Genomic DNA, 19,803 nt, shown 5'->3' on the forward strand with positions numbered 1-19,803 from the left:
CTTATTGACGGGCACTTAGATATTTAAACATCTTCAATTGACACCAAATTATGCTCACACTTAGATTAAGCGTTTGGAGATACTTGTTTCTCATAAACCTTCTACTCTAGTTAATTTTCAAAAAATAGAAGTTACCAGCTTGTTCTGCGAATGAACACAAATGAAATACACACTTTTTTCATATATCATTTTGTTACTTTACTAAGGAACTTAAGCCATGCATTCAACTTTCCATTCTAAGATTAGCTTTCGCAGGGATATTAACGGCCTCCGTGCTTGGGCTGTTCTAGCTGTTTTGCTATACCATTTCGACTTTTTCGGCTTGCATGGTGGTTTTGTTGGAGTAGATATTTTCTTTGTCATTTCAGGCTATTTAATGACTGCAATTATTGTTAATGAAAATGAGCGAGGAAACTTCTCGATCTGGAATTTTTATATGGCAAGGGCAAGAAGAATTCTGCCAGCATTGTTTGTTGTTCTTATTTTTTTACTTGCCTTAGGTTGGTTCTGGTTACCAACCTATGATTACAAATCTTTGGGGTTGCAATCTATTTTTGCAGTAAACTCTCTGAGTAATATCTTGTTTTATAAATCAGCAGGGTATTTTGATTCCATAGCAGAAGACAAATGGTTATTGCATACCTGGTCACTAGGGATAGAGGCTCAGTTTTATATTCTCTTCCCAATATTTTTAACCTTAGTTAATAAAAAATGGCAAGGTAGTAAAGCGTTAACTATTAGCATATTTTTTCTGTTTCTAATTTCTTTTTTTTTAAACTTAATAATTTCCAAGAGAGATCCATCCGCTGCTTTTTACCTGCTCCCGACTCGTATCTGGGAGTTGGCCGCTGGGGGGTTAGTCTTCATGGTGATAAAACAATATAACCAATTAAAAATGCGAAGCAACAAGTTATACTGGCTTGGCTGGTTACTTATTATTATTAGCTTTCTTTTTATAGATGAAAGTTTCACATGGCCAAGTTATTGGGCTATTGCTCCAACTTTAGGAACTTGCTTAATTATTCTGTCCCAAAAAGAAAAATGCATATTTACAAATAACTCTGTTGCTCAATGGCTCGGTGAACGTTCTTACTCACTTTACCTTTGGCATTGGCCTTTTGTTGTTGCATTATATTTTGCAAACCTTCAGCATGACTCGGCATGGGTTTATGGGAGTGTATTATTATGTATTCTAATAGCACATTACTCATATAAATTAGTGGAAATACCTTCCAGAAAGATATTGTCGAGCCGTTCCATAAAAAGCGAATTATTCATTATTGCCTTCTTATGTCTACTTTTAAGCTCTTTTGCTGCAAGCATAAAGTTTAACAATTATCATTGGAGACTGGCCGATCCTGAAATACAAAAAGTAGTGAGTGTTCAGAAGCAAGCGAAGCCACAACCAAAAAGCAACTCGGCAATGGATGGTGATATTGTATTACTTGGTGACTCTCATGCTGCTGTGTCGAGCGCTTACCTCAAACAAGTAGTAGAGCGACACAAGTTAACTTTTTCAACCTATAATCAGCCAGGCTGCCCAATGATAGAAGGAGTGAGCTATACAGACTTCGGTATGGAGTCAAAGAATAAAAATGCATGTTCAAGCTTCGTTCAGCAAATACTGAAAAAAAAGCAGTTTAAAACGGTTGTGATTATTAATAGGTTGCCGTATTACTTCCATGGTCCAAATGAGCAGGGAAAAGAACCTTATTGGGGCTTGCCAGTTGTGTTTTTTAAAGGTGGACTTCAAACGAATACTTTCACTGATGATTATTTGGAAAAACTAAAAACAAGATACATTGATACCGTATGCAAAATTAAGAGAAAATCAAATAACGTATTTCTCACCCGACCTATACCCGAAGTTATAGTACATACCTCAAACGTTTTAATGCGAAATAGGTTATTTAAAAAGGCTGATGATGATATAAAAATTAGCATATACGACTATTACAAGCGCAATGTGTTTATCTGGGAAATGCAAGATGAAGCCAGTAAGCGGTGTGGGGTAAAAATTGTGGATCCTACAAAATACTTGTGTGATAAACAGTTTTGCTATGCTTCAAAGAATGGATACCCATATTACTCAGATAATAACCACTTAAACTTTCTTGGTAATCAGCTTATTAGTCCCATTTTTGAAAAAATAGCACTGTCGGAATCTTCCTCTAAGGGGAAATAACTTGGAAGGAAAGCTTTTTCTTTTTAGGATTTGTCAGCCACAACATACACCAATAACTAATGAAGGGAAGCAAAGCGCTTCCCTTTCTACAAACAAACCAAAAGCTTAAATACAATAACGCGCAAACAAGCTCGCCACGGTCGCGGCGGTCGGCTTACCATGCTGCCAATCACCCCCTTCAACTCCACTCCCTGCAATATCCATATGCACATAAGGTAGCGGCTGCTCAGCATTACAACCGTGCTTATCTAAACCACCCACAATCGCTAAGAACGCCATTGGGAACTGGTGACCACGAGCTGTCACTGCAGACGCGGCATTGTTGCTCGATAGCACATCGTCAGCCAAGGTACGCGGCTGGATAAAGTCATAGTCTTCACGACGACTGCGAGACACCTCAGCGCAATCTGCCCACAGGTCACCCAAGTCAGCGATTTGACGCGAGACTTTGGCCGCTCGAGCCGGACCATTTTCAACATACGCGCTGTAAGGACCCATAGCACGGGCAGCGTGCCCCGTTAGTGTGGCAACCGTGAATAGCTCTGGATTTTTCTCACCCAGCGCTAAGTCTTTGGCTTCACTGAGTAAGTCGCCCATGGCAAGACGCCCTTCGGCATCGGTATTACCAATGCGCACCCGTACGCCTTCACGACCGGCAATAATTTCATCGGGCACAAAACAGTCAGAGCCAATTGAATTGCGTACTACGGCTAAGTAAGCAATGACTTTAACGCCCTTCGGCTGGTATTTTGCCACCGCTTCCATAAAGCCAACCACCGATGCCGCACCACCTTTATCGCGGCTCATGCCTGCCATAAAGCCACCTACTTTTAAGTCGGCACCACCGGTGTCATACACCAAGCCCTTACCAACAAAAATCAAGGTGCGTTCAACTTCACCTTCTGGCTCATAAGCCATTTTTACCACCCGTGGGTGATGGCGCTCAACCGCATAAGAAGCGCGAGCAACGGTACTTAGCAGCGGGTACTGCTCATCAATGGTTTTACGGTCGGCCACCACTTCCACATTCACCGCAGAGTCTTTAAATAACTCAACGCAGTAATCGGCAAAGCGCGGTGGAGCCATACGCTCAGGTTCCGTACCACAAAGGTCACGTGCCGCATATTGACCAGCAGAAATGGCCGTTAACTGTTGGCAGGTTTGCTCTGTTGCCGAGAATAAATAAATACTGCTAATTGGCTCAATCTCTTCACCACGATATTCTCGTGCTTCAAGAGGTTGCCAAAGGCCTTGGCAAGCACCTAAAAAGCTCACCGCTAAAGCATTTTCATAGCGCGAATCGCTTGGGGCATTAGCCACAACAAGTAAAGGTTTTACTGCGCCGGCTGCTTTGGCTTCTAAAACGCCCGCTTTCGCCGCCTCGAAAAAGCGTCTTACGTCATCGTAATCTCTGTCTACAGGCCCAGTAGGTGCAATCACTAAACGCTTGCCAGGTACTTGTTCAGAAACCAACAAAGTGGTTTTTTGGGCAATGCGTGCATCTACGGCAATATAAGGAGCGGCAACCTCATCGAGAGTAGAATTGCCAAGGTGATTGATGTCATGGGTGATAACGACAATGGCGTCGGCATCATTATTGAAAAGTTCATTACTCGGTAATGCGACTGGAAAAGACATAAACGGCCCTTTTCTATTTTTAGAATTAGGGCCGACTATAGGGGATTTCCCCTGAACTTCCAAGGGCTCTAGGAGATATCTTGGCTTTTTTCAGGGCTCGCTTTGGTTTTGTTTATCACCGACCAAGCTTCAAGCATCACCAACACACTCACCACTAAGACAATGACATCGAGCACCACCAACAGCCAATTGCCTTGCTGATAATACTCACCGAGCTTAATGATCCCGGCAAAAAACGCCATCACCAAAACAAACACCATCGGCACTAAGGTGTAACGGGCCGGACGCCCCAATTTTATTAAATACACCGAGATAACCAATAAGGTTAGACTGGCCAAAATTTGATTGGTTGAGCCAAACAGCGGCCAAATCACCATGCCGCCACTGCCGGAAGCACCACCGGCACCAAAGGCCAACAGCAAGCAGCAGCCTACCGCTAATAAAGTGGCAACAATGCCATTACCAAGCGCCTTGATGTTATAAATCTCACCCCACTCTTGAATAATGTAGCGCTGCAAACGCACCCCAGAGTCCATGGTTGTGCCAGCAAACAACACCACCATCACCGCCAATAAAGTCGAGGCAATTTCCACTGGGATCCCCCAACCTGTGCTGATCAAGTTCGAGCCACCATCGACAAAGGCTGCCACACTGCCGGCACCTAAGTGACTGTATATTTCATGCCACTGCTCTGGAGAAACCGCCAGCATCACACCACTGACGGCAACCAAAGTGATTAGAGCTAACGAGCCTTCACCTACCGCACCTAAGTAACCCACAAAACGGCCATCGGTTTCTTTGTTAAGCTGCTTCGAGCTGGTGCCTGAAGAAACAATCCCGTGGAAGCCTGACACCGCACCACAAGCGATGGTAACAAACAACAGCGGAATGATACTGGGTGTGTTTTCAACGGTTTGCGTATTAAATGCCGGCGCGGTAATGTCTGGCATGACGACAAACACCGCACCATACAAGAGCACTAACCCAACCAGCAGCTGCATGCCATTAATAAAGTCACGAGGCTGTAATAGCATCCACACCGGCAGTAACGAGGCCACCGCCGCATAGATGAACAGAATAATGATCCAATTGGCTTTATCGCCTAGGCCAAACATTTCCGACGGCAAGCTCAGTGGCATACCACTGCCCACGTAAATCGAGGCATAAAGGATAAACACGCCAATAATACACAGTGGAATTAGCGGCACTTTACGCTTTAATAGCTGGCCTATCACCAGCGCCACAACAATGGCAGACCAAGCTGGGAAAACCGCTTCGGGGTTACCCACAAAGGAGTTGGCAATCACCACGCCAAACACGGCGTTCACCATCAGCAACACCAGGAAAACCACAATCATAAATAAAGAGCGCGTGCGTTTACCGATAACACTTTCAGACAGCGCCCCCATGGATTTGCCTTTGTGTCGGGCACTGGCCCACAACGCCCCCATGTCATGCACACCGGCGAAGAAAATAGTACCAATCACCACCCAAAGTACGGCAGGCACCCAGCCCCAATACACCGCAATAGCAGGACCAACAATAGGCGCTGCGCCTGCGACTGAAGTAAAGTGATGCCCCCACAGTACCACCTTGTTGGTAGGCACATAATCGACGCCATCTTCCAGCTCGTGAGCCGGGGTGACGAAGTTGTCATCCATTTTAAATATTTTCTCGGCAATGAATTTGGAGTAAACAAACCACCCAAATAACATGCCGATAATGCCAAAAAGCACGATCATTATGGATTGCATTACGCTTTCCTCTTGTTGTTGTTTTAAACACACTTGCCACTCGAAGCTAGCATAGTTTTTTTAAATTGCAGTTATCTTTTAGTCTAGGGTAGTGAAAGATTTCTAGAGGAGGGAGATACCAACTCGCTTATTTCAGGCGAGTATTAATCAAATAAACCTAGCTGGGTATGATCGTGGGGCTGTTCATTTAAGCCAATATGCAACCCTACCAACCTAACGGGCTTGTATTTATGCCGGGCAAGTGCTTCGAGTAACAGAGTTTCAAACACCTGCAAATCCAGTTGCTGATATTGACATTCTTTGGTGGTTTGGCTGAAGTCATAAAATTTAACCTTAACACCCAGCTTATGAAAGCCACGCTGTTGGAATGGCTCTGCGCGCCGAGTGAGTTCAGGTAAGAGCTTATTTGCGATGATTTGCTTTAACGTCTCCGGCTCGCTGATGTCCTCGGAAAAGGTGCTTTCTACGCCCACCGACTTGCGCACTCGGTCTACTTCAACACCGCGCTCATCTACGCCTTGGCAGCGCCGCCATAATACTGCACCAAACTTGCCAAAGGATTTACGCAACTGCATTTCGTTTAGGGCTTTAACATCGCGACCATATTCTAACCCCATTGCCAAGAGCTTTTGCTGCGTCACCTTACCCACGCCAGGAATTTTTTTCAGCGGCAGGTTATCAATAAAATCCGCCACCTGATCCGGCGTGATCACACACTGACCATTCGGCTTATTTTCATCGCTGGCGATTTTAGCTAAAAACTTGATTGGCGCAATGCCTGCCGATGCCGTGAGGCCAGTTTGTTGATGAATTTCGCGGCGGATCTGCTCTGCAATTAGGGTGGCACTGCCATTACAGGCTTGGCAGTCGGTAACATCGAGGTAGGCTTCATCTAACGACAGCGGTTCGATAAGCTCCGTATACTTTGCAAAAACCCCCCTGATCTGGCGAGAAATCTCTTTGTACAGCCCCATTCTTCCCGGCACGATAACCAGCTGGGGACAGAGCTTTTTTGCCTGATAGTTCGACATCGCTGAGCGCACGCCATACTGCCGAGCAATGTAATTTGCCGTAGACAGCACTCCGCGATGGCTATTGCCACCGATGGCCATGGGCACCTTGGCAAGCTCTGGGTTATCACGCATCTCTACCGAGGCGTAAAAGGCGTCCATATCAATATGTACAAACTTACGCATATCAAACACTGTGTAAATAAACAGTATTTAGTATGCGCTATATTTACTCTTGATGCAATAATGACCACGCAAAACCCAGCACCATACGTTAAGCTAATAGAGTTACCGCATAGAGTTGCATCAACGGTGATAAAGCAGCCATAATGCTTTTAGTTAGAGGGTGTTATACATGCTGTACAGGTTGTAGCCATGGCCCTTTTGGGGCAAAAGGCACAACTCACCCAATTCTTTTTTGTCCATTTTCATCAGGAGCCTGCATGAAGTATTCACGACTCGGTAGTAGCCCGCTAGAGGTTTCACGGATTTGCTTAGGAAGCATGACTTGGGGCGTGCAAAACAATCAACATGACGCCGATGAGCAGATCAACTATGCCTTAAGTCGCGGCATCAACTTTATCGATACCGCGGAAATGTATGCGGTTCCGCCCGCCCCTGAGACCTATGGTAAAACCGAGGAAATCATCGGCAATTGGCTCAGTCGCCATCAAGAAAAGCGTGAGCAGTTGGTGATTGCCACTAAAATTGCCGGTAATGGTCTGCCTTGGATCCGCAATGGCGGCCCCATCACAGGAGACGCGGTAGTCAAAGCCGTAGACGACTCACTTACTCGCTTACAAAGCGATTACATCGACCTGTATCAACTGCATTGGCCCAACCGCACTTCTCCGCACTTTGGTAAACAGTGGCCAGGCATGCTCGCCATCAACGAAGTAGACAGCACTGCAGAGCGCGAGGGCATGCTCGATATTCTGCAAGGCCTAGAGAAGTGCATTAAAGCAGGAAAGATTCGCCACTGGGGGTTATCGGACGATACTCCTTGGGGGATTCAAACTTACCTAAGCCTGGCTCAGCAACACAACCTGTCTAAGCCAGTGGCGATTCAAAATGAGTTTAGCTTGCTCCACGCCAAAGACTGGCCTTATCTGATTGAGCAATGTAAGCACGAAGACATCGCTTATTTACCTTGGTCGCCACTTGCCAGTGGCATGCTCAGTGGTAAGTATTTAGGCGGCGCACGACCTGAAGGCAGCCGTTGGACATTAGTACAACGTCAAGGGTTATTCAGAGACACCCAACTGGCACAAGAGGCGGTGGCCAAGTACCAAGAAATTGCCCACGAGTTTGACTTAACGGCAGCGCAACTGGCGTTGGCATGGTGTGACCAAGTTGAAGGCGTCACTTCCACCATTATTGGTGCCACCTCCATGGCGCAGTTAAAAGAAAATATCCAAGCATTCGAGCGGCCCCTTTGCCCAGAAGCACTGGCGGAAATAGATACCGTATTTAAAGCGTATCCGGCGCCGTTCTGATACCATAACCACATCCGTTATTAAAAGCGCCACGCACGTCGTGGCGCTGTTGTTGTAGTTAAACCATGCAGAACTTAAATCCGACTGCCGTCAGCCCACCTGCTGGCAGCTGTTTTACCCGAGAAACCACCCGCGCGATTGTGTTACGCGGCGATGAAATTTTGTTACTCTATACCGCGCGTTATGACGATTACACCCTGCCGGGCGGCGGTGTTGATGCCGGAGAGTCACTACCTCAGGCGCTAGAGCGTGAGCTTAAAGAAGAAACCGGTGCTAAGAACCTGTTAACCATCACCGAGTTTGGCTGTTATGAGGAATACCGCCCTTGGTATAAAAACGACTTTGATAATGTTCATATCGTTTCACACTGTTTTGTTTGTGAAATTTGTGGTGAGTTTAGCGCCCCAGAAATGGAAGCCTATGAACAGGCCAATGGTATGAAGCCGGTGTGGATGAAACTCAGCGACGCCATTGCTCATAATCAGCAAAAGTTGGCCGACCCCAACAACAAAGGTCAGTCAGTTCGCCGCGAATTAACGCTACTTAACCACATCGCTGAGCAATTGCTGTAACGCTAACAGTGAAACATCACAGCAAAATGCTAAGTTAAAATAGTAAGCAATAAAACGGTTACCCCAGTGACCTCCAAACGTCAGAGAGCATATTATGCAAAGCGTTACCATCTTAGTTGATGCCCAAAACGTCTATTACACCACTAAGCAGGCCTATGGTTGCGGCTTTGACTACAATGCGTTTTGGCGTCAAGTAACCCACAACCGCACGATTCATAAAGCCATCGCTTATTCCAGCGATCGCGGCGATGATAAACAGCGACAATTTCAGAACATTCTTCGCGCCATTGGCTTTGAGGTAAAATTAAAACCTTACATTCAACGCAGTGATGGCTCCGCTAAATGCGATTGGGATGTCGGGATCACCATAGACGCCATGGAAGCGGCGGCGCACAGTGATGTTATCGTGCTGGTCAGCGGCGATGGCGACTTTGATATTCTCGCCACTAAGCTTAGAGAAAAATACCACACTCGCGTCGAAGTCTACGGCGTACCGCAACTGACCGCCGCCTCATTGACGCGAGCGGCCAGCGAGTTTATCGCCATTGACGGCGAGCTATTAATAAACAAGCAATAAAAAATACAAGATGCGGCCTATGAAAACACTGAAGAGCCTAGTGGCGGTTGCCTTAGCACTACTATTCACAGCCTGTTCAGAGTCCCCTCAACAAGCCGACCCTGACTTTATGCCACAGCAAAGAGTGGCTTATTTTGCCCCCAACACCGGCCCCGTGGTGTTGGTCGATGAAGGCCATAACAACTTTCTCACCGCAGGTGATAGATACCAGCCCTTTGCGCAAGTGCTCATCAGTGACGGCTTTAGGGTCAAGGCAAATAAAGGCAAATTGACGGCAGCGCAACTGAATCACGCTGATATTGTCGTCATTGCAAACGCCCTAGACAGAGACAGAAGCGATTGGCTGCCACCTTATGGTCAAGCACTTACGCAACATGAAGTGGCCACATTAAAAAGTTGGATACTAGAGGGCGGCGCGCTTTTTTTAGTCGCTGATCATACTCCTTTTCCCAAAGTGATTGCTAATCTGGCCGAAGCTTTGGGGTTTCAGTTTAGTAATGGCCACGTGCCAAGCGTAACGTTCAAAAAAGAGAACCAATCTCTTGCCGAACACCCGCTCACTTACAGCAACACCAAGACTGACAATAACGCCCTTACGCCTCTTACTTTCCAAGCAATGGACTCGACTGCATCGCAAATACATCAAGTAAAGTCGTTTGGTGGCTCAGCCTTTAAAGCACCAGCGGAAGCCGTGTCTTTATTGCGTTTAGGTGACGGCGTGGTGTCAGCAGAGCCTGCTCGGCCATTTCAAATCAGCGCAGAGACACCAAGAATATCCATGAAGGGGTGGAGTCAGGGCGCAATACTAGAGCTTGGCGCAGGACGCGTAGCGGTTTTTTCTGAGGGGATGATGTTCTCATCGCAGCTGATTAAAAATACAGGAAAAAAGCACGGATTAAGATCGCCCGGTGCAAAGCAAAATGAAGCCTTTTTGCTTAATATCATGCACTGGCTGGCAAATAGCAGTAAGCACGAATAACTATCTAATCCCCCCCTACCTTATTAGCACCACAAGTATTGGCCATTAAAGCAAGGGGAAGCGCAATGAAAGACAGTTGCCGAAGCGACTTTGCTACATTAATCCGACAGGTAATACTCGACGCTGGTCACTACTCGCACAATCTTAATTTGCGGGGTATTGCTATCGCGGTCACGAATACTAAACTGCCCTTGGCGTGCCGATTTAATTTTTCCTAGTACCGAATCCGAGTCTTTAGCAAACTTAACCGCCACCTCGCGAGCCTTTTGCGTCGCCTCTTGCACCATTTGTGGTTTGATGTCGTTGAGCCCAGTAAACAGGTATTCAACGCGGTTTTGATAATCGTCTTTAGTAATGGCAATGCCCTGCTTTGCCAACTCATTAAGCTTACTTAAGGCTTGGGCAACCTTGTCAGGGCTGTTGCTGTATACCGTTACCCCAGATTTGGCGACATAGCGAAAGCCTTGAGCGTTTTGACCATATTCTTGGGCGTACTTGTCGGTAATCGAAGGGGCAGAGACAGACAACTCCTCGCTGGCAAAGCCGTGTAAGGTTAAAAACGCACGGATCGCCGAATTTTTGCTCTCAATGCGTTCCACCAGCGCCTCTAAGTCGTTATCAGCATCGCGGTAAAACACCGGCCAAATTACCGTGTCGGCTTTCACCTCTTGCTCAGCCAAGCCTTTTACTCGTACGCTGCGTTCCATGCTTTTTACTTCTAAAATGGTGTCTTTTACCAGCCAAGCACTGGTCACCACGGCCACCGCTAGTAGTGCTGCGGGGGCGATGTATTTGTTAAATGTCGACATACGGAGTCCTTATAGCCGCTGTGAATAGAATATAGATCAAAGTCTACCTGAATTACGCTCGAAAACTATCAGCAAAATGGTAGAGTGGAGAATATGAGCTGCGGCTGAATCAAGGACCAAGCATGAGTGTAAAGCGCATAAGCCAGTTTTTTAACCCCACATCCATTGCCGTTATTGGTGCGTCGAATAACCCCGACCGCGCCGGGTTTATTGTCATGCGAAACTTACTGCAAGGCGGTTTTAAAGGGCCGATTATGCCAGTTAGCCCAAAACACACAGCGGTTCATGGGGTATTGGCCTACCACAGCATTAAGCAACTGCCAAAAGTGCCAGACCTAGCGGTGATCTGCACCAACAAAAATACCTTAACCGACATTATTACCGAACTGGGAACGCTTGGCTGTCGCCATGCCATTATTATTGCTGCCGGCTTAGATAATCCGCAAAAGCAGCAGTTAAAGCTGCACGCTCTTGAGGCCAAAGTGACCTTACTGGGCCCCAACTGCCTAGGGTTATTGATCCCCCACTTAGGTGTTAATGCCAGCTTTTCTCACACCGTTGCCAATCCCGGTAAGCTCGCTTTTGTATCTCAGTCGGCGGCGGTGTGCTCAACCATTTTAGACTGGGCACAACAACGTAAAATTGGCTTTTCCTACTTTGTTTCTGTGGGCGATTGTCTTGATATCGACTTTGACGAACTGCTCGATTTCTTAGGTCGTGACGCCAAAACCCAAGCCATCTTGCTCTACATCGACAACATCGATGACGTGCGGGCATTTATCTCCGCCGCCCGTGCTGCCGCATTTAGTAAACCGGTGATCGCCATCAAAACCGGAAAAACCAAAGCGGGCGCGCTGGCTGCGCTCAACCATACCGGCGGTAATAGTTCCGACGATGCGGTGTATGACGCCATTTTCCAACGCGCGGGGATGCTGCGAGTAAACTCGTTAAGTGAGTTATTTGCTGCCACCCAAACCCTGTCATTGCACCCCAAACTGCTGCAAGTGGAGCAGTTGACCATCTTAACTAATGGCGGTGGCCCTGGGGTGATGGCAGTGGATACCCTGTTACAAAATTCCGGTAAGCTGGCGGTACTCAGTGAGCAAACCAAGCAAGCCTTGAGCGACTTAATTCCACAAACCGATCACGCTTGTAACCCCGTTGATATTTTTGGCGACTCGTCACCTAAGCGTTACCAACAGGCTTTGGAAATATTACTGAAAGCGCCGGAAGTAAAAAACTTACTCATTATTCACACCCCCTCGGCACTGGCGCCAAGTACTGCCTACGCCAATATCGTGGCCGATACCTTGAGTAAAATCCCAAAAATGTCACGGCCCTACGTGATGACTAATTTTATGGGTGAAGAGGCAGCCTACGATGCTAGATTAGTATGCGCCAACGCCCAAATCCCCACGTACCGCACTCCTGAAGGGGCTGTCAGCGCCTTTATGCACTTGGTCAGTTACCGCCGCAACCAAAAGCACCTCACGCAAACTCCCGAGTCTTACAGTGATGAAACTCAGTTGCAGCATAAGCAAACCAAAGCACTGATCAACCAATACTTAGACCAAGGTGCCTCGCAGTTATCGACCCATTTAGCCCGAACCATCTTAGATTATTACGATATCGATTGTATCGCCACCGAGGTGGCACTGACTCCCTCAGAAGCCAAAGAGCAGGCTGAGGAAATGGGCTTTCCTGTGGCGCTTAAACTTATCAGCCATGATATTCCCTCGAAGTCAGAAGTCGGCGGTGTGGTATTGAATTTAAACGACGCTGAAGAGGTCGAACAAACCGCGTTTGCGATGCTATTACGGGTGCGTAATAACGCCCCTGACGCTGAGATTGAAGGCTTTTCATTACAGCGCATGGCCAAACGTGCTGGCGGTCAAGAGCTGAGGATCGCGGTGAAAACCGAGCCAGAAGTTGGCCCGGTCATCTTGCTTGGGGAAGCTGGCACTGGGTTAAACTTTTCCAATGCCGCCGTGGCGCTGCCGCCGCTGAATATGAACCTGGCCAAATACCTGATCGCCGCGGCTCATGATAAAGGCGTGATCAAAGAGCGGGCATTACCTGAAAAGGTCGACAAATACCGTCTTTGTGCCTTATTAACGCGATTGTCGCAGATGGTGGTAGACCAAAGTGATATTTATGAAATCGAACTCAACCCCATTTTAGCCTGTGCCGGACAGTTCCAAGTATTGGATGCTAATATCACCCTGAAACGCTACCAGCCCACCCCAGGCAGAAAGCGCCTTGCTATTCGCCCCTATCCCAGAGAGCTGGTAACCACAGTAACCCTGAAAGATGGCCGAGCGGCAACATTAAGGCCCATTCGACCAGAAGATGAGCGCGCCCACCAGGAGTTTGATCAGTCACTCAGCAAAGAAGACAGGTATCGGCGCTTTTTTGGTGAGCTGCCACAGTTTAATCACGACCAACTGGCGAAAATGACCCAAATTGATTACGACCGAGAGATGGCATTTATTGTTACCGTGCCCAACAAATCCAGTTATCAAACCTTGGGAGTGTCGCGAGTACTGATGGATCCAGATAACCAAGTAGCGGAATTTGCCGTGGTGGTGCGCTCCGATTGCCAAGGCTTGGGGCTTGGAAAAATACTCATGCAAGCGGCCATTAAGCACTGTCAAAAACAAGGCGTTGCTACCATTGAGGGGATCACCTTACCAGAGAATAGTGGCATGATAGGACTGGCAAAAAGCCTTGGTTTTACGGTTTCTCGGGACTTTGAAGAAGGCACCATCGAAATGGTGTTACACTTAGATAAAAAACAATAAAGGAATTAAATTGGCGATGTCGCTTCACCTAAGAGAAAAAGTGGCTGCAGTACTTGAAGAAACTGGGCAATATCAACGCCTAGGGCGCGCCGTGGATATATTTCTAATTTTACTGATCTTGGCCAATGTCATTGCTATTGTTTTAGAGTCAGAAAAAGCCTTATCGCAAACATATCATAGCCACTTTCTGCGCCTCGAAATAATCAGTGTCAGCATTTTCGCCCTCGAGTATGTACTGCGTTTATGGTGTTGTGTTGATAAAATTGAATATGCCCAGCTCAAGCAACCTAATTGGAAAAAACGCCTCAAATACGCCACTTCGCCACTGGCAGTGATTGATTTAATCGCCATTTTGCCCACTATCCTAATGGCATTTATTACCTTTGACCTGCGCTTCTTACGGGTTATTCGGTTATTGCGGATTTTCAAACTGACGCGTTACTCTCGCGCAATGCAATTGTTGCTCGCGGCATTTAAAGAAGAGTCGAGCTCTTTGTTGGCGGCCTTTTTTATCATGAGTGTGGTGTTGATCATGGCCTCTTGCGGGATTTATTTGATTGAACACGACATTCAACCTGATAAATTTGGCTCCATACCGAAAGCCATGTGGTGGGCCATGGCAACGCTGACAACGGTCGGTTATGGTGACTCTGTTCCTGTTACGCCATTAGGGCAATTTTTTGGTGGTTTGATCACCTTACTGAGCATGGGCATGGTGGCCATTCCCACCGGTTTGCTGGCCTCAAGCTTTGCCGAGCAGTTACGTAAACGCCGCGATGCCTTTAATGAGGCCATTTTACATGCCCTCGTCGATGGTGAAGTGGACGAAAATGAGCGACAACACTTAGAAGCACTGCGCATTGAACTTGGCCTCAGCCCTTTGGAAGCGAACCAAGCGATTAAGCTTATGACCAGCCAACGAGTGCATCATATGTACTGCCGCCATTGCGGTAAAAAACTGTAACGTCACAGCACACTAATGGCTGTGCTGTGACGGTTCACGTTGTTGACTGATGTCGGTTAGCACTACTACATAGCTGTGCAGTTCATTTTGGTTATTAGCCACCGCGCTAATTTTCACCAGTACCGTTCTTTGCTCTTGATTTGGTAAAGTGATCACTTCCTCAGCGCTAAAGTGCTGATGTACTTTTAACGCCAAGGTTTTGCGAATATAGGCCATGCGCTGTTGTGTGGATAACCCTAGCGTCACTGAGGTGCTTGAGCGCGGAACAGACGCAATGTTAAAGGCGTTTTGTAGTGCCCGGTTACAGGCTTGAATACGTAAGCGCTTATCGAGGATCATCACCCAATCTCGGGTTTGTTCAAATGCCGCGCCAAATAACGAGGCGCGCTCTTCAAACAAACGCTCTCGGGTTAAGTTGGTGTACGTGCCGGCTACCTGCGTTGGCACCCCGCCATGCCATTCCAATACCTTGCCAAAGTCTTTGTACCAGCGCCACTGCCCTTGCTTATCGCGAAGCCGGTAAGTGCAGTCGATAAAGCCTTTGTCGGTGGTGACAAACTCTAACCATTGCAACCGGAACATAGCCCGATCGGCTGGATGAACTTTGTGTAGATAGTCATCTAGGCTCACGCTTTCCATGTCGTAATTAAGCTCAGAAACCAGACGCGGCTGATAGATTAACGTACTGCCAGCATGCCACTCCCAAACTCCAGAGTTACTGCCTTCTAAGGCCATTTTTAGGCGGGCTTCGCGGTCTTGCGTGGCACGGTGAGCGGCTAAAATCAGTTGCTCAACACGATGCTTACGATAGCTCCAAATGGATAAAATCAATAACAATAAAAACACATACCCCGCTATCGCTGCAGGCGAGCGCCACAGCGGATAGTTAACCTTAATACTGAGCTTGGCCGGCGGCGTATAATCTCCAGTAAGGGGATCCTTAGCCCAAACTTTTAGTTCATATTCCCCGGGGTTAAGCTTGGGAAACATCACACGGTTTTGATTGCGGCTGAGAATTTTTTGCCCACCTGAAATTTGATATTCGTAAATAATGCGGTCTTGATAACTAAATGCCATGGCAGAGAAGGACACTTCTAAACCAATGTCATCATGTTCCAGTTCAATGTGATCAAATTGTTTCAACCCGGCCTCTTGATTGGGGCGAGAGATTAAGTCAACACTGGTAATATTAACTCTATCGAGCAACGGCCTTTGTGGACGGTTTTGCTCAGGAGAGAAAATCACCGCCCCTTTAATCATGCCATAGGCTATTCTGCCATCAGAAAGCTGCGCTGAAGCGCCACCATTGAACTCATTGGAAAGAATGCCATCCTCAGTTGTGAACTGCTGTAAGTGCAAGTTATCTGGGTCTAAGCGCCAAATACCTTTGTGCGAAGACATCCAGATCATGCCTTTTTCATCCTGGCGCATTTCATACATCAGGGTATCGATTTTATGCGCTTTAAGGTCAATGTTATAAATCGGCTCGTAGCCATCTAACGTAAGGCCCACTAAGCCAAATGAAGACAGCGCCAGCCAAAGTACATTGTTTTTATCTATGGTGTAGGTGGTCACGTCCACCGCTAAATGCTTATTTGCCTGAGGTGATTTGTAAATTGGCGATAGCTTTTGCGCCTCAGGGTCATATTGATACAACACCCCGGCATTAAAATAAAGTGGCTTTTCTGGTGCGGTGGGTAAAGGCGGGTAAAAGCCATAAGTCAAAAAGGGGTCAACGTTCTCAAACGATTTAGTTAAGTGGCGTAGTTCACCGCTGTCCATGTTGTAAACAAACATGCCAATGTCACTGTTGACAAAGTACAACTTACCATTGTCTAAAAACACACCGCCTTTAACAAAGTCTGTAAGCACATCTTTATCTTCTTCCCTAGTTACTTTGGGGCGAGTAATTTCATAACTCACGGGGTCAAAGACAAATAAGCCTTTGACGGTAATGAGCCAGAGCTTTTCTTTATACAAAGCAATCCGCCAGACAATAAACTCGGATAAAATTTCATCGCCCAAATAGCCCTTTAAAAACGGTTTAGTTTCTCTTGTTTGCGGGTCGTAACGGGTGATGCCATCATTGGTTGCTAACCATAAATAGCCACACGCCTCCGCCATTGACCAAATATTGCTATGAGAAAAGCCTTCGCCTTTAACACTGAGATCGCTGACATTATCAAAGCTCAGGGTGCGATTAGGGAGATAAAAAGCGCCATCTTCTTTGGTGGCCACCCACAGGCCTTCATTACCGTCACGGACAATATCAATCACGCTGGTATCAGACGGTAAGAAAACACTATTGGATAGGCGCTTATCACGCACCACACTGTGGTCGTCAAGGTGATAATACACTAAGCCTTTGTCGGTCCCGAGCAACAAGGTGTTTGGCCCTTCTCGAAGCATTTTCCACACATTGAGCGAGGTTAAACGGGTTTGATAGCTGACATCGGCACTAAAGTCTTGTCGCAGTGCACTGATATCCAGCTCATATAAGCCTTGCACTGTGCCCAAAAGCAAGGTGTCGTCATCGAGTAAAAATAAGGACTTAGCATTGCTTTGAAAAGGGTGTTCAAGGGCTTCTATGTGCTCTATTTCGCGCAATGTTTTAGAGGGTAAATGGTAACCATACAAGCGCTCAGAGGTGGCAATAAACAAGATATCGCCGTGCTGTTTTACCGCACGGATAAAGCCACTTTCTTCATCCAGTGGCAAAGACACTTCTTTGCTAAGCTCCCCAGAGTCGATATTTAACACCGCAATGTCATTGGTGCGCACAATCCACATGTGCTCGGCGTCTTTGCTGAGCACGCGGTAAACTAAATTATTAAAAAACTCGTCTCCCGATGACGGCGCGGCAATGTAGGTGCGGTATTCGTCTTTGCGCGGGTCATAACGCAACAACCCAGAAAGCCCTGTGGCTATCCACACACCGTGCTGGCTATCTTGATAAATATGATTTACTTGCACCTTATCCAACATGCCATCGGGTCCACTGACCTCGAGCACTTGATAGCCATCGTATCGATTAAGCCCACCCTCGGTTGATAGCCATAAGTAGCCTTGCTTATCAAGCAGTAGGGTATTGACGTAACTTTGTGACAAGCCCTCCGCCGGAGACAGGCGAGAGATTTGGGTGGCACTTATAGACAAAGAAATAACGCTGAGCAACAGCAATAAACAGAGGCGCAACATAAAAAGCCGAGGTTGTTAATTAGACATAATACATTGCCACGAGTTGACGTTTTTGTCCAAGATAACTAGACAAAAGCGGCTGTAGTGCCGGCGGAAGTTGCTCACACTTAGCAAAGCCAAGGTGGCAATAAAATGACTGCAGATGCGTATAGGCAAAAGTATGAATGGTGGCGCCCGGAAGGAGTTGTTGAAACTCCACCATGGCACAGCTCAGCAAGCGTTTGGCAATGCCTTGGCCACGCCAATTGCTATCAACATAGACACCACAAAGTAGCCACTGCTCAGCCACCGGGCGATATCGACAAGCACCAATGATGGCACCTTGAGCCCTGGCAACCCACACTTTATCGTGTTTAGCCGCTCTCCCTCTGGCACCTTGCTCAGCATAGAATTTATTGACTAAGGGAGTTTTTATCGCCGCTAACGGCGTAATTTCTAGGGTCATCGCAGAGGACGATTGTGGCGCCAAGGATTACGCCAACATCAGGCTCAGGTAATGCTCGAAGTGTTGCTTTAAAAAGTCTTGCTCCGACACCGGCCGCTGATTGATGGTGTCGTACACCACCTCGCGACTTTTTTTGCCACGCTTAATTTGGTAAGCCCAAAAAGAGGCCTCATACTCTAGCTGAATTTTATACTTTTCGTGTCTGGGTAAAAGGCAAAGGTTATGACTCATATTCACAATTCGGCTGACTTAATCTCGCTAATAAGTATATCACAGCACAACGCAAATGAACTTTTTGCAGGCTAATTTCCTGCCCTTGATGATAAAAGTTTTGTATAATTCTTAACAAGGAACGCCCCGTGACCATGCGCCTGTTTGCTTAGCTGGGTTACTATCAATCACTTTATCAAGATAAGGAAAATAGTTGCGAGCTTTATTTCTATGTTGCCTGCTGTGCTGTGCGCTTTTTAGCCATAGCAGTGAGAGCAATAAGGTCATGCGCTTTAATGCTCCTGCCGATGTCCCGCAGGCACGCTATGTGATTGAACTCATGACCCGTGTGTATGCTGAACTGGGTTATGAATTACTGGTGCAAGATTTTAACCATCCTAACGCGTTAATTGCGGCCAATGCCGGTTCTCTCGATGGCCAACTGGGCCGCGTTGCTTCGATTAGTAATGACTACCCTAACCTGCGCCGCGTCGATTTCCCGCTGTTTAAGTTCAAGTTACAGCTGGTGAGTTTCTGTCGTGATTGTCGTTATCAAGACGTCAACTCGCTCACCATTCGCAGTGGCTACCCTGTCGCTGAAGACTATCTTGCTCAGCACCCCACCTCAGCGTATGTGGTTAAAGTTAAAAGCGCAGTGGCACAGCTTAACCTAGTAATGCAACAACAAGTGGAAGCGGCACTGCTCCTCGACTTCCACCTGAAACCACACCTAGCCAAACTGAACCTTGATAAGTTGCAAGTGACAGACTTGGCTTTAGTGGAGAGTTTTCACTTTGTGCATAAACGCCATGATGATTTGGTGCCCTTGCTTAAAGATAAGCTAGAGGAGCTTGAACGGGCGGGAGTGGTTGCCGAGCTCAAAGCTAAATATCAAATTTGAAGTTTTCCCCGCTTGCAACATCGGATTGTTGTGCCTTGGCTTGCTTTTGTAAGTAGCGTTTATAACGCTGTTGGCACAGGGCAATGACCTTGCGCTTTTGTTCGTTGCTTAATGAATTCCAGGCAAAACGTTCCTCACGACTGCGATAGCAGCCTTTACAATAGCCACGATTATTAACCTGACAGATCCCCTTACACGGACTGGGGATCTCAAATATTTCTATCTGTTCCATTTGCGCTTTACTTGCTTGCCCCTAAGTTAAGC

16 protein-coding genes are annotated in these 19,803 nt (G+C 46.9%); 8 read left to right on the top strand and 8 right to left on the bottom strand.

The window, feature by feature from the left end:
- Positions 1–217: 217 nt before the first annotated feature.
- Complete coding sequence (locus tag ACNKW2_RS05990; RefSeq protein ID WP_419147737.1) at positions 218–2,185, top strand: acyltransferase family protein; 1,968 nt, start codon at positions 218–220, stop codon at positions 2,183–2,185.
- A 105-nt stretch (positions 2,186–2,290) separates the two neighbouring features.
- On the opposite strand, the gene ACNKW2_RS05995 is transcribed toward ACNKW2_RS05990, so the two are convergent.
- From ACNKW2_RS05995 to dinB, 3 genes are all read right to left on the bottom strand, one after another.
- The gene (locus ACNKW2_RS05995; RefSeq protein WP_419147738.1) at positions 2,291–3,823 is read right to left on the bottom strand and encodes a M17 family metallopeptidase; all 1,533 of its coding nucleotides are present in this window, start codon (positions 3,821–3,823) and stop codon (positions 2,291–2,293) included.
- A 68-nt stretch (positions 3,824–3,891) separates the two neighbouring features.
- Entirely contained in the window at positions 3,892–5,577 is a 1,686-nt protein-coding gene (locus ACNKW2_RS06000) for a carbon starvation CstA family protein (RefSeq protein ID WP_419147739.1), read from the bottom strand.
- 143 nt (positions 5,578–5,720) lie between these two features.
- Positions 5,721–6,773 carry a DNA polymerase IV gene (gene dinB / locus ACNKW2_RS06005; protein WP_419147740.1) on the bottom strand — a complete coding sequence of 351 codons (1,053 nt, stop codon included), beginning with the start codon at positions 6,771–6,773 and terminating at the stop codon, positions 5,721–5,723.
- 257 nt (positions 6,774–7,030) lie between these two features.
- On the opposite strand from dinB, the gene ACNKW2_RS06010 reads away from it, so the two are divergent.
- From ACNKW2_RS06010 to ACNKW2_RS06025, 4 genes are all read left to right on the top strand, one after another.
- Entirely contained in the window at positions 7,031–8,083 is a 1,053-nt protein-coding gene (locus tag ACNKW2_RS06010; protein WP_419147741.1) for an aldo/keto reductase, read from the top strand.
- A 65-nt stretch (positions 8,084–8,148) separates the two neighbouring features.
- Positions 8,149–8,655, top strand: a complete 507-nt coding sequence (locus ACNKW2_RS06015; protein ID WP_419147742.1) for an NUDIX hydrolase — start codon at positions 8,149–8,151, stop codon at positions 8,653–8,655.
- 94 nt (positions 8,656–8,749) lie between these two features.
- Positions 8,750–9,232 carry an NYN domain-containing protein gene (locus ACNKW2_RS06020; RefSeq protein ID WP_419147743.1) on the top strand — a complete coding sequence of 161 codons (483 nt, stop codon included), beginning with the start codon at positions 8,750–8,752 and terminating at the stop codon, positions 9,230–9,232.
- Between the two features lie 19 nt (positions 9,233–9,251).
- Positions 9,252–10,211 carry a DUF4350 domain-containing protein gene (locus tag ACNKW2_RS06025; protein WP_419147744.1) on the top strand — a complete coding sequence of 320 codons (960 nt, stop codon included), beginning with the start codon at positions 9,252–9,254 and terminating at the stop codon, positions 10,209–10,211.
- Positions 10,212–10,309: 98 nt separating this feature from the next.
- Here ACNKW2_RS06025 and ACNKW2_RS06030 read toward each other — a convergent pair whose 3' ends face one another.
- A complete protein-coding gene (locus ACNKW2_RS06030; RefSeq protein WP_419147745.1) occupies positions 10,310–11,020 on the bottom strand; it encodes an SIMPL domain-containing protein in 711 nt (236 codons plus the stop codon).
- A gap of 122 nt (positions 11,021–11,142) precedes the next feature.
- On the opposite strand from ACNKW2_RS06030, the gene ACNKW2_RS06035 reads away from it, so the two are divergent.
- Together ACNKW2_RS06035 and ACNKW2_RS06040 are read left to right on the top strand one after the other, a co-directional pair.
- Entirely contained in the window at positions 11,143–13,821 is a 2,679-nt protein-coding gene (locus ACNKW2_RS06035; protein WP_419147746.1) for a bifunctional acetate--CoA ligase family protein/GNAT family N-acetyltransferase, read from the top strand.
- Positions 13,822–13,837: 16 nt separating this feature from the next.
- Complete coding sequence (locus ACNKW2_RS06040; protein ID WP_419147773.1) at positions 13,838–14,785, top strand: ion transporter; 948 nt, start codon at positions 13,838–13,840, stop codon at positions 14,783–14,785.
- 12 nt (positions 14,786–14,797) lie between these two features.
- On the opposite strand, the gene ACNKW2_RS06045 is transcribed toward ACNKW2_RS06040, so the two are convergent.
- From ACNKW2_RS06045 to ACNKW2_RS06055, 3 genes are read right to left on the bottom strand one after another with little or no spacing between them, the layout of a single operon-like run.
- Positions 14,798–17,983 carry a two-component regulator propeller domain-containing protein gene (locus ACNKW2_RS06045; RefSeq protein WP_419147747.1) on the bottom strand — a complete coding sequence of 1,062 codons (3,186 nt, stop codon included), beginning with the start codon at positions 17,981–17,983 and terminating at the stop codon, positions 14,798–14,800.
- 19 nt (positions 17,984–18,002) lie between these two features.
- Entirely contained in the window at positions 18,003–18,452 is a 450-nt protein-coding gene (locus ACNKW2_RS06050) for a GNAT family N-acetyltransferase (protein WP_419147748.1), read from the bottom strand.
- A 3-nt stretch (positions 18,453–18,455) separates the two neighbouring features.
- Positions 18,456–18,659: a DUF3283 family protein gene (locus ACNKW2_RS06055; protein WP_336567294.1), complete on the bottom strand. Its 204-nt coding sequence runs from the start codon at positions 18,657–18,659 to the stop codon at positions 18,456–18,458.
- Positions 18,660–18,924: 265 nt separating this feature from the next.
- Here ACNKW2_RS06055 and ACNKW2_RS06060 point away from each other — a divergent pair, with 265 nt between their 5' ends.
- Positions 18,925–19,539: a hypothetical protein gene (locus tag ACNKW2_RS06060; RefSeq protein WP_419147749.1), complete on the top strand. Its 615-nt coding sequence runs from the start codon at positions 18,925–18,927 to the stop codon at positions 19,537–19,539.
- Here the strand turns inward: ACNKW2_RS06060 and ACNKW2_RS06065 are convergent.
- Positions 19,523–19,771: a DUF1289 domain-containing protein gene (locus tag ACNKW2_RS06065; protein WP_336567296.1), complete on the bottom strand. Its 249-nt coding sequence runs from the start codon at positions 19,769–19,771 to the stop codon at positions 19,523–19,525. The genes ACNKW2_RS06060 and ACNKW2_RS06065 overlap by 17 nt on opposite strands.
- Between the last annotated feature and the right edge of the window lie 32 nt (positions 19,772–19,803).

It is taken from the genome of Pseudoalteromonas 'SMAR', assembly GCF_048515945.1.
In the GTDB taxonomy this organism is placed as follows: Bacteria; Pseudomonadota; Gammaproteobacteria; order Enterobacterales; family Alteromonadaceae; genus Pseudoalteromonas.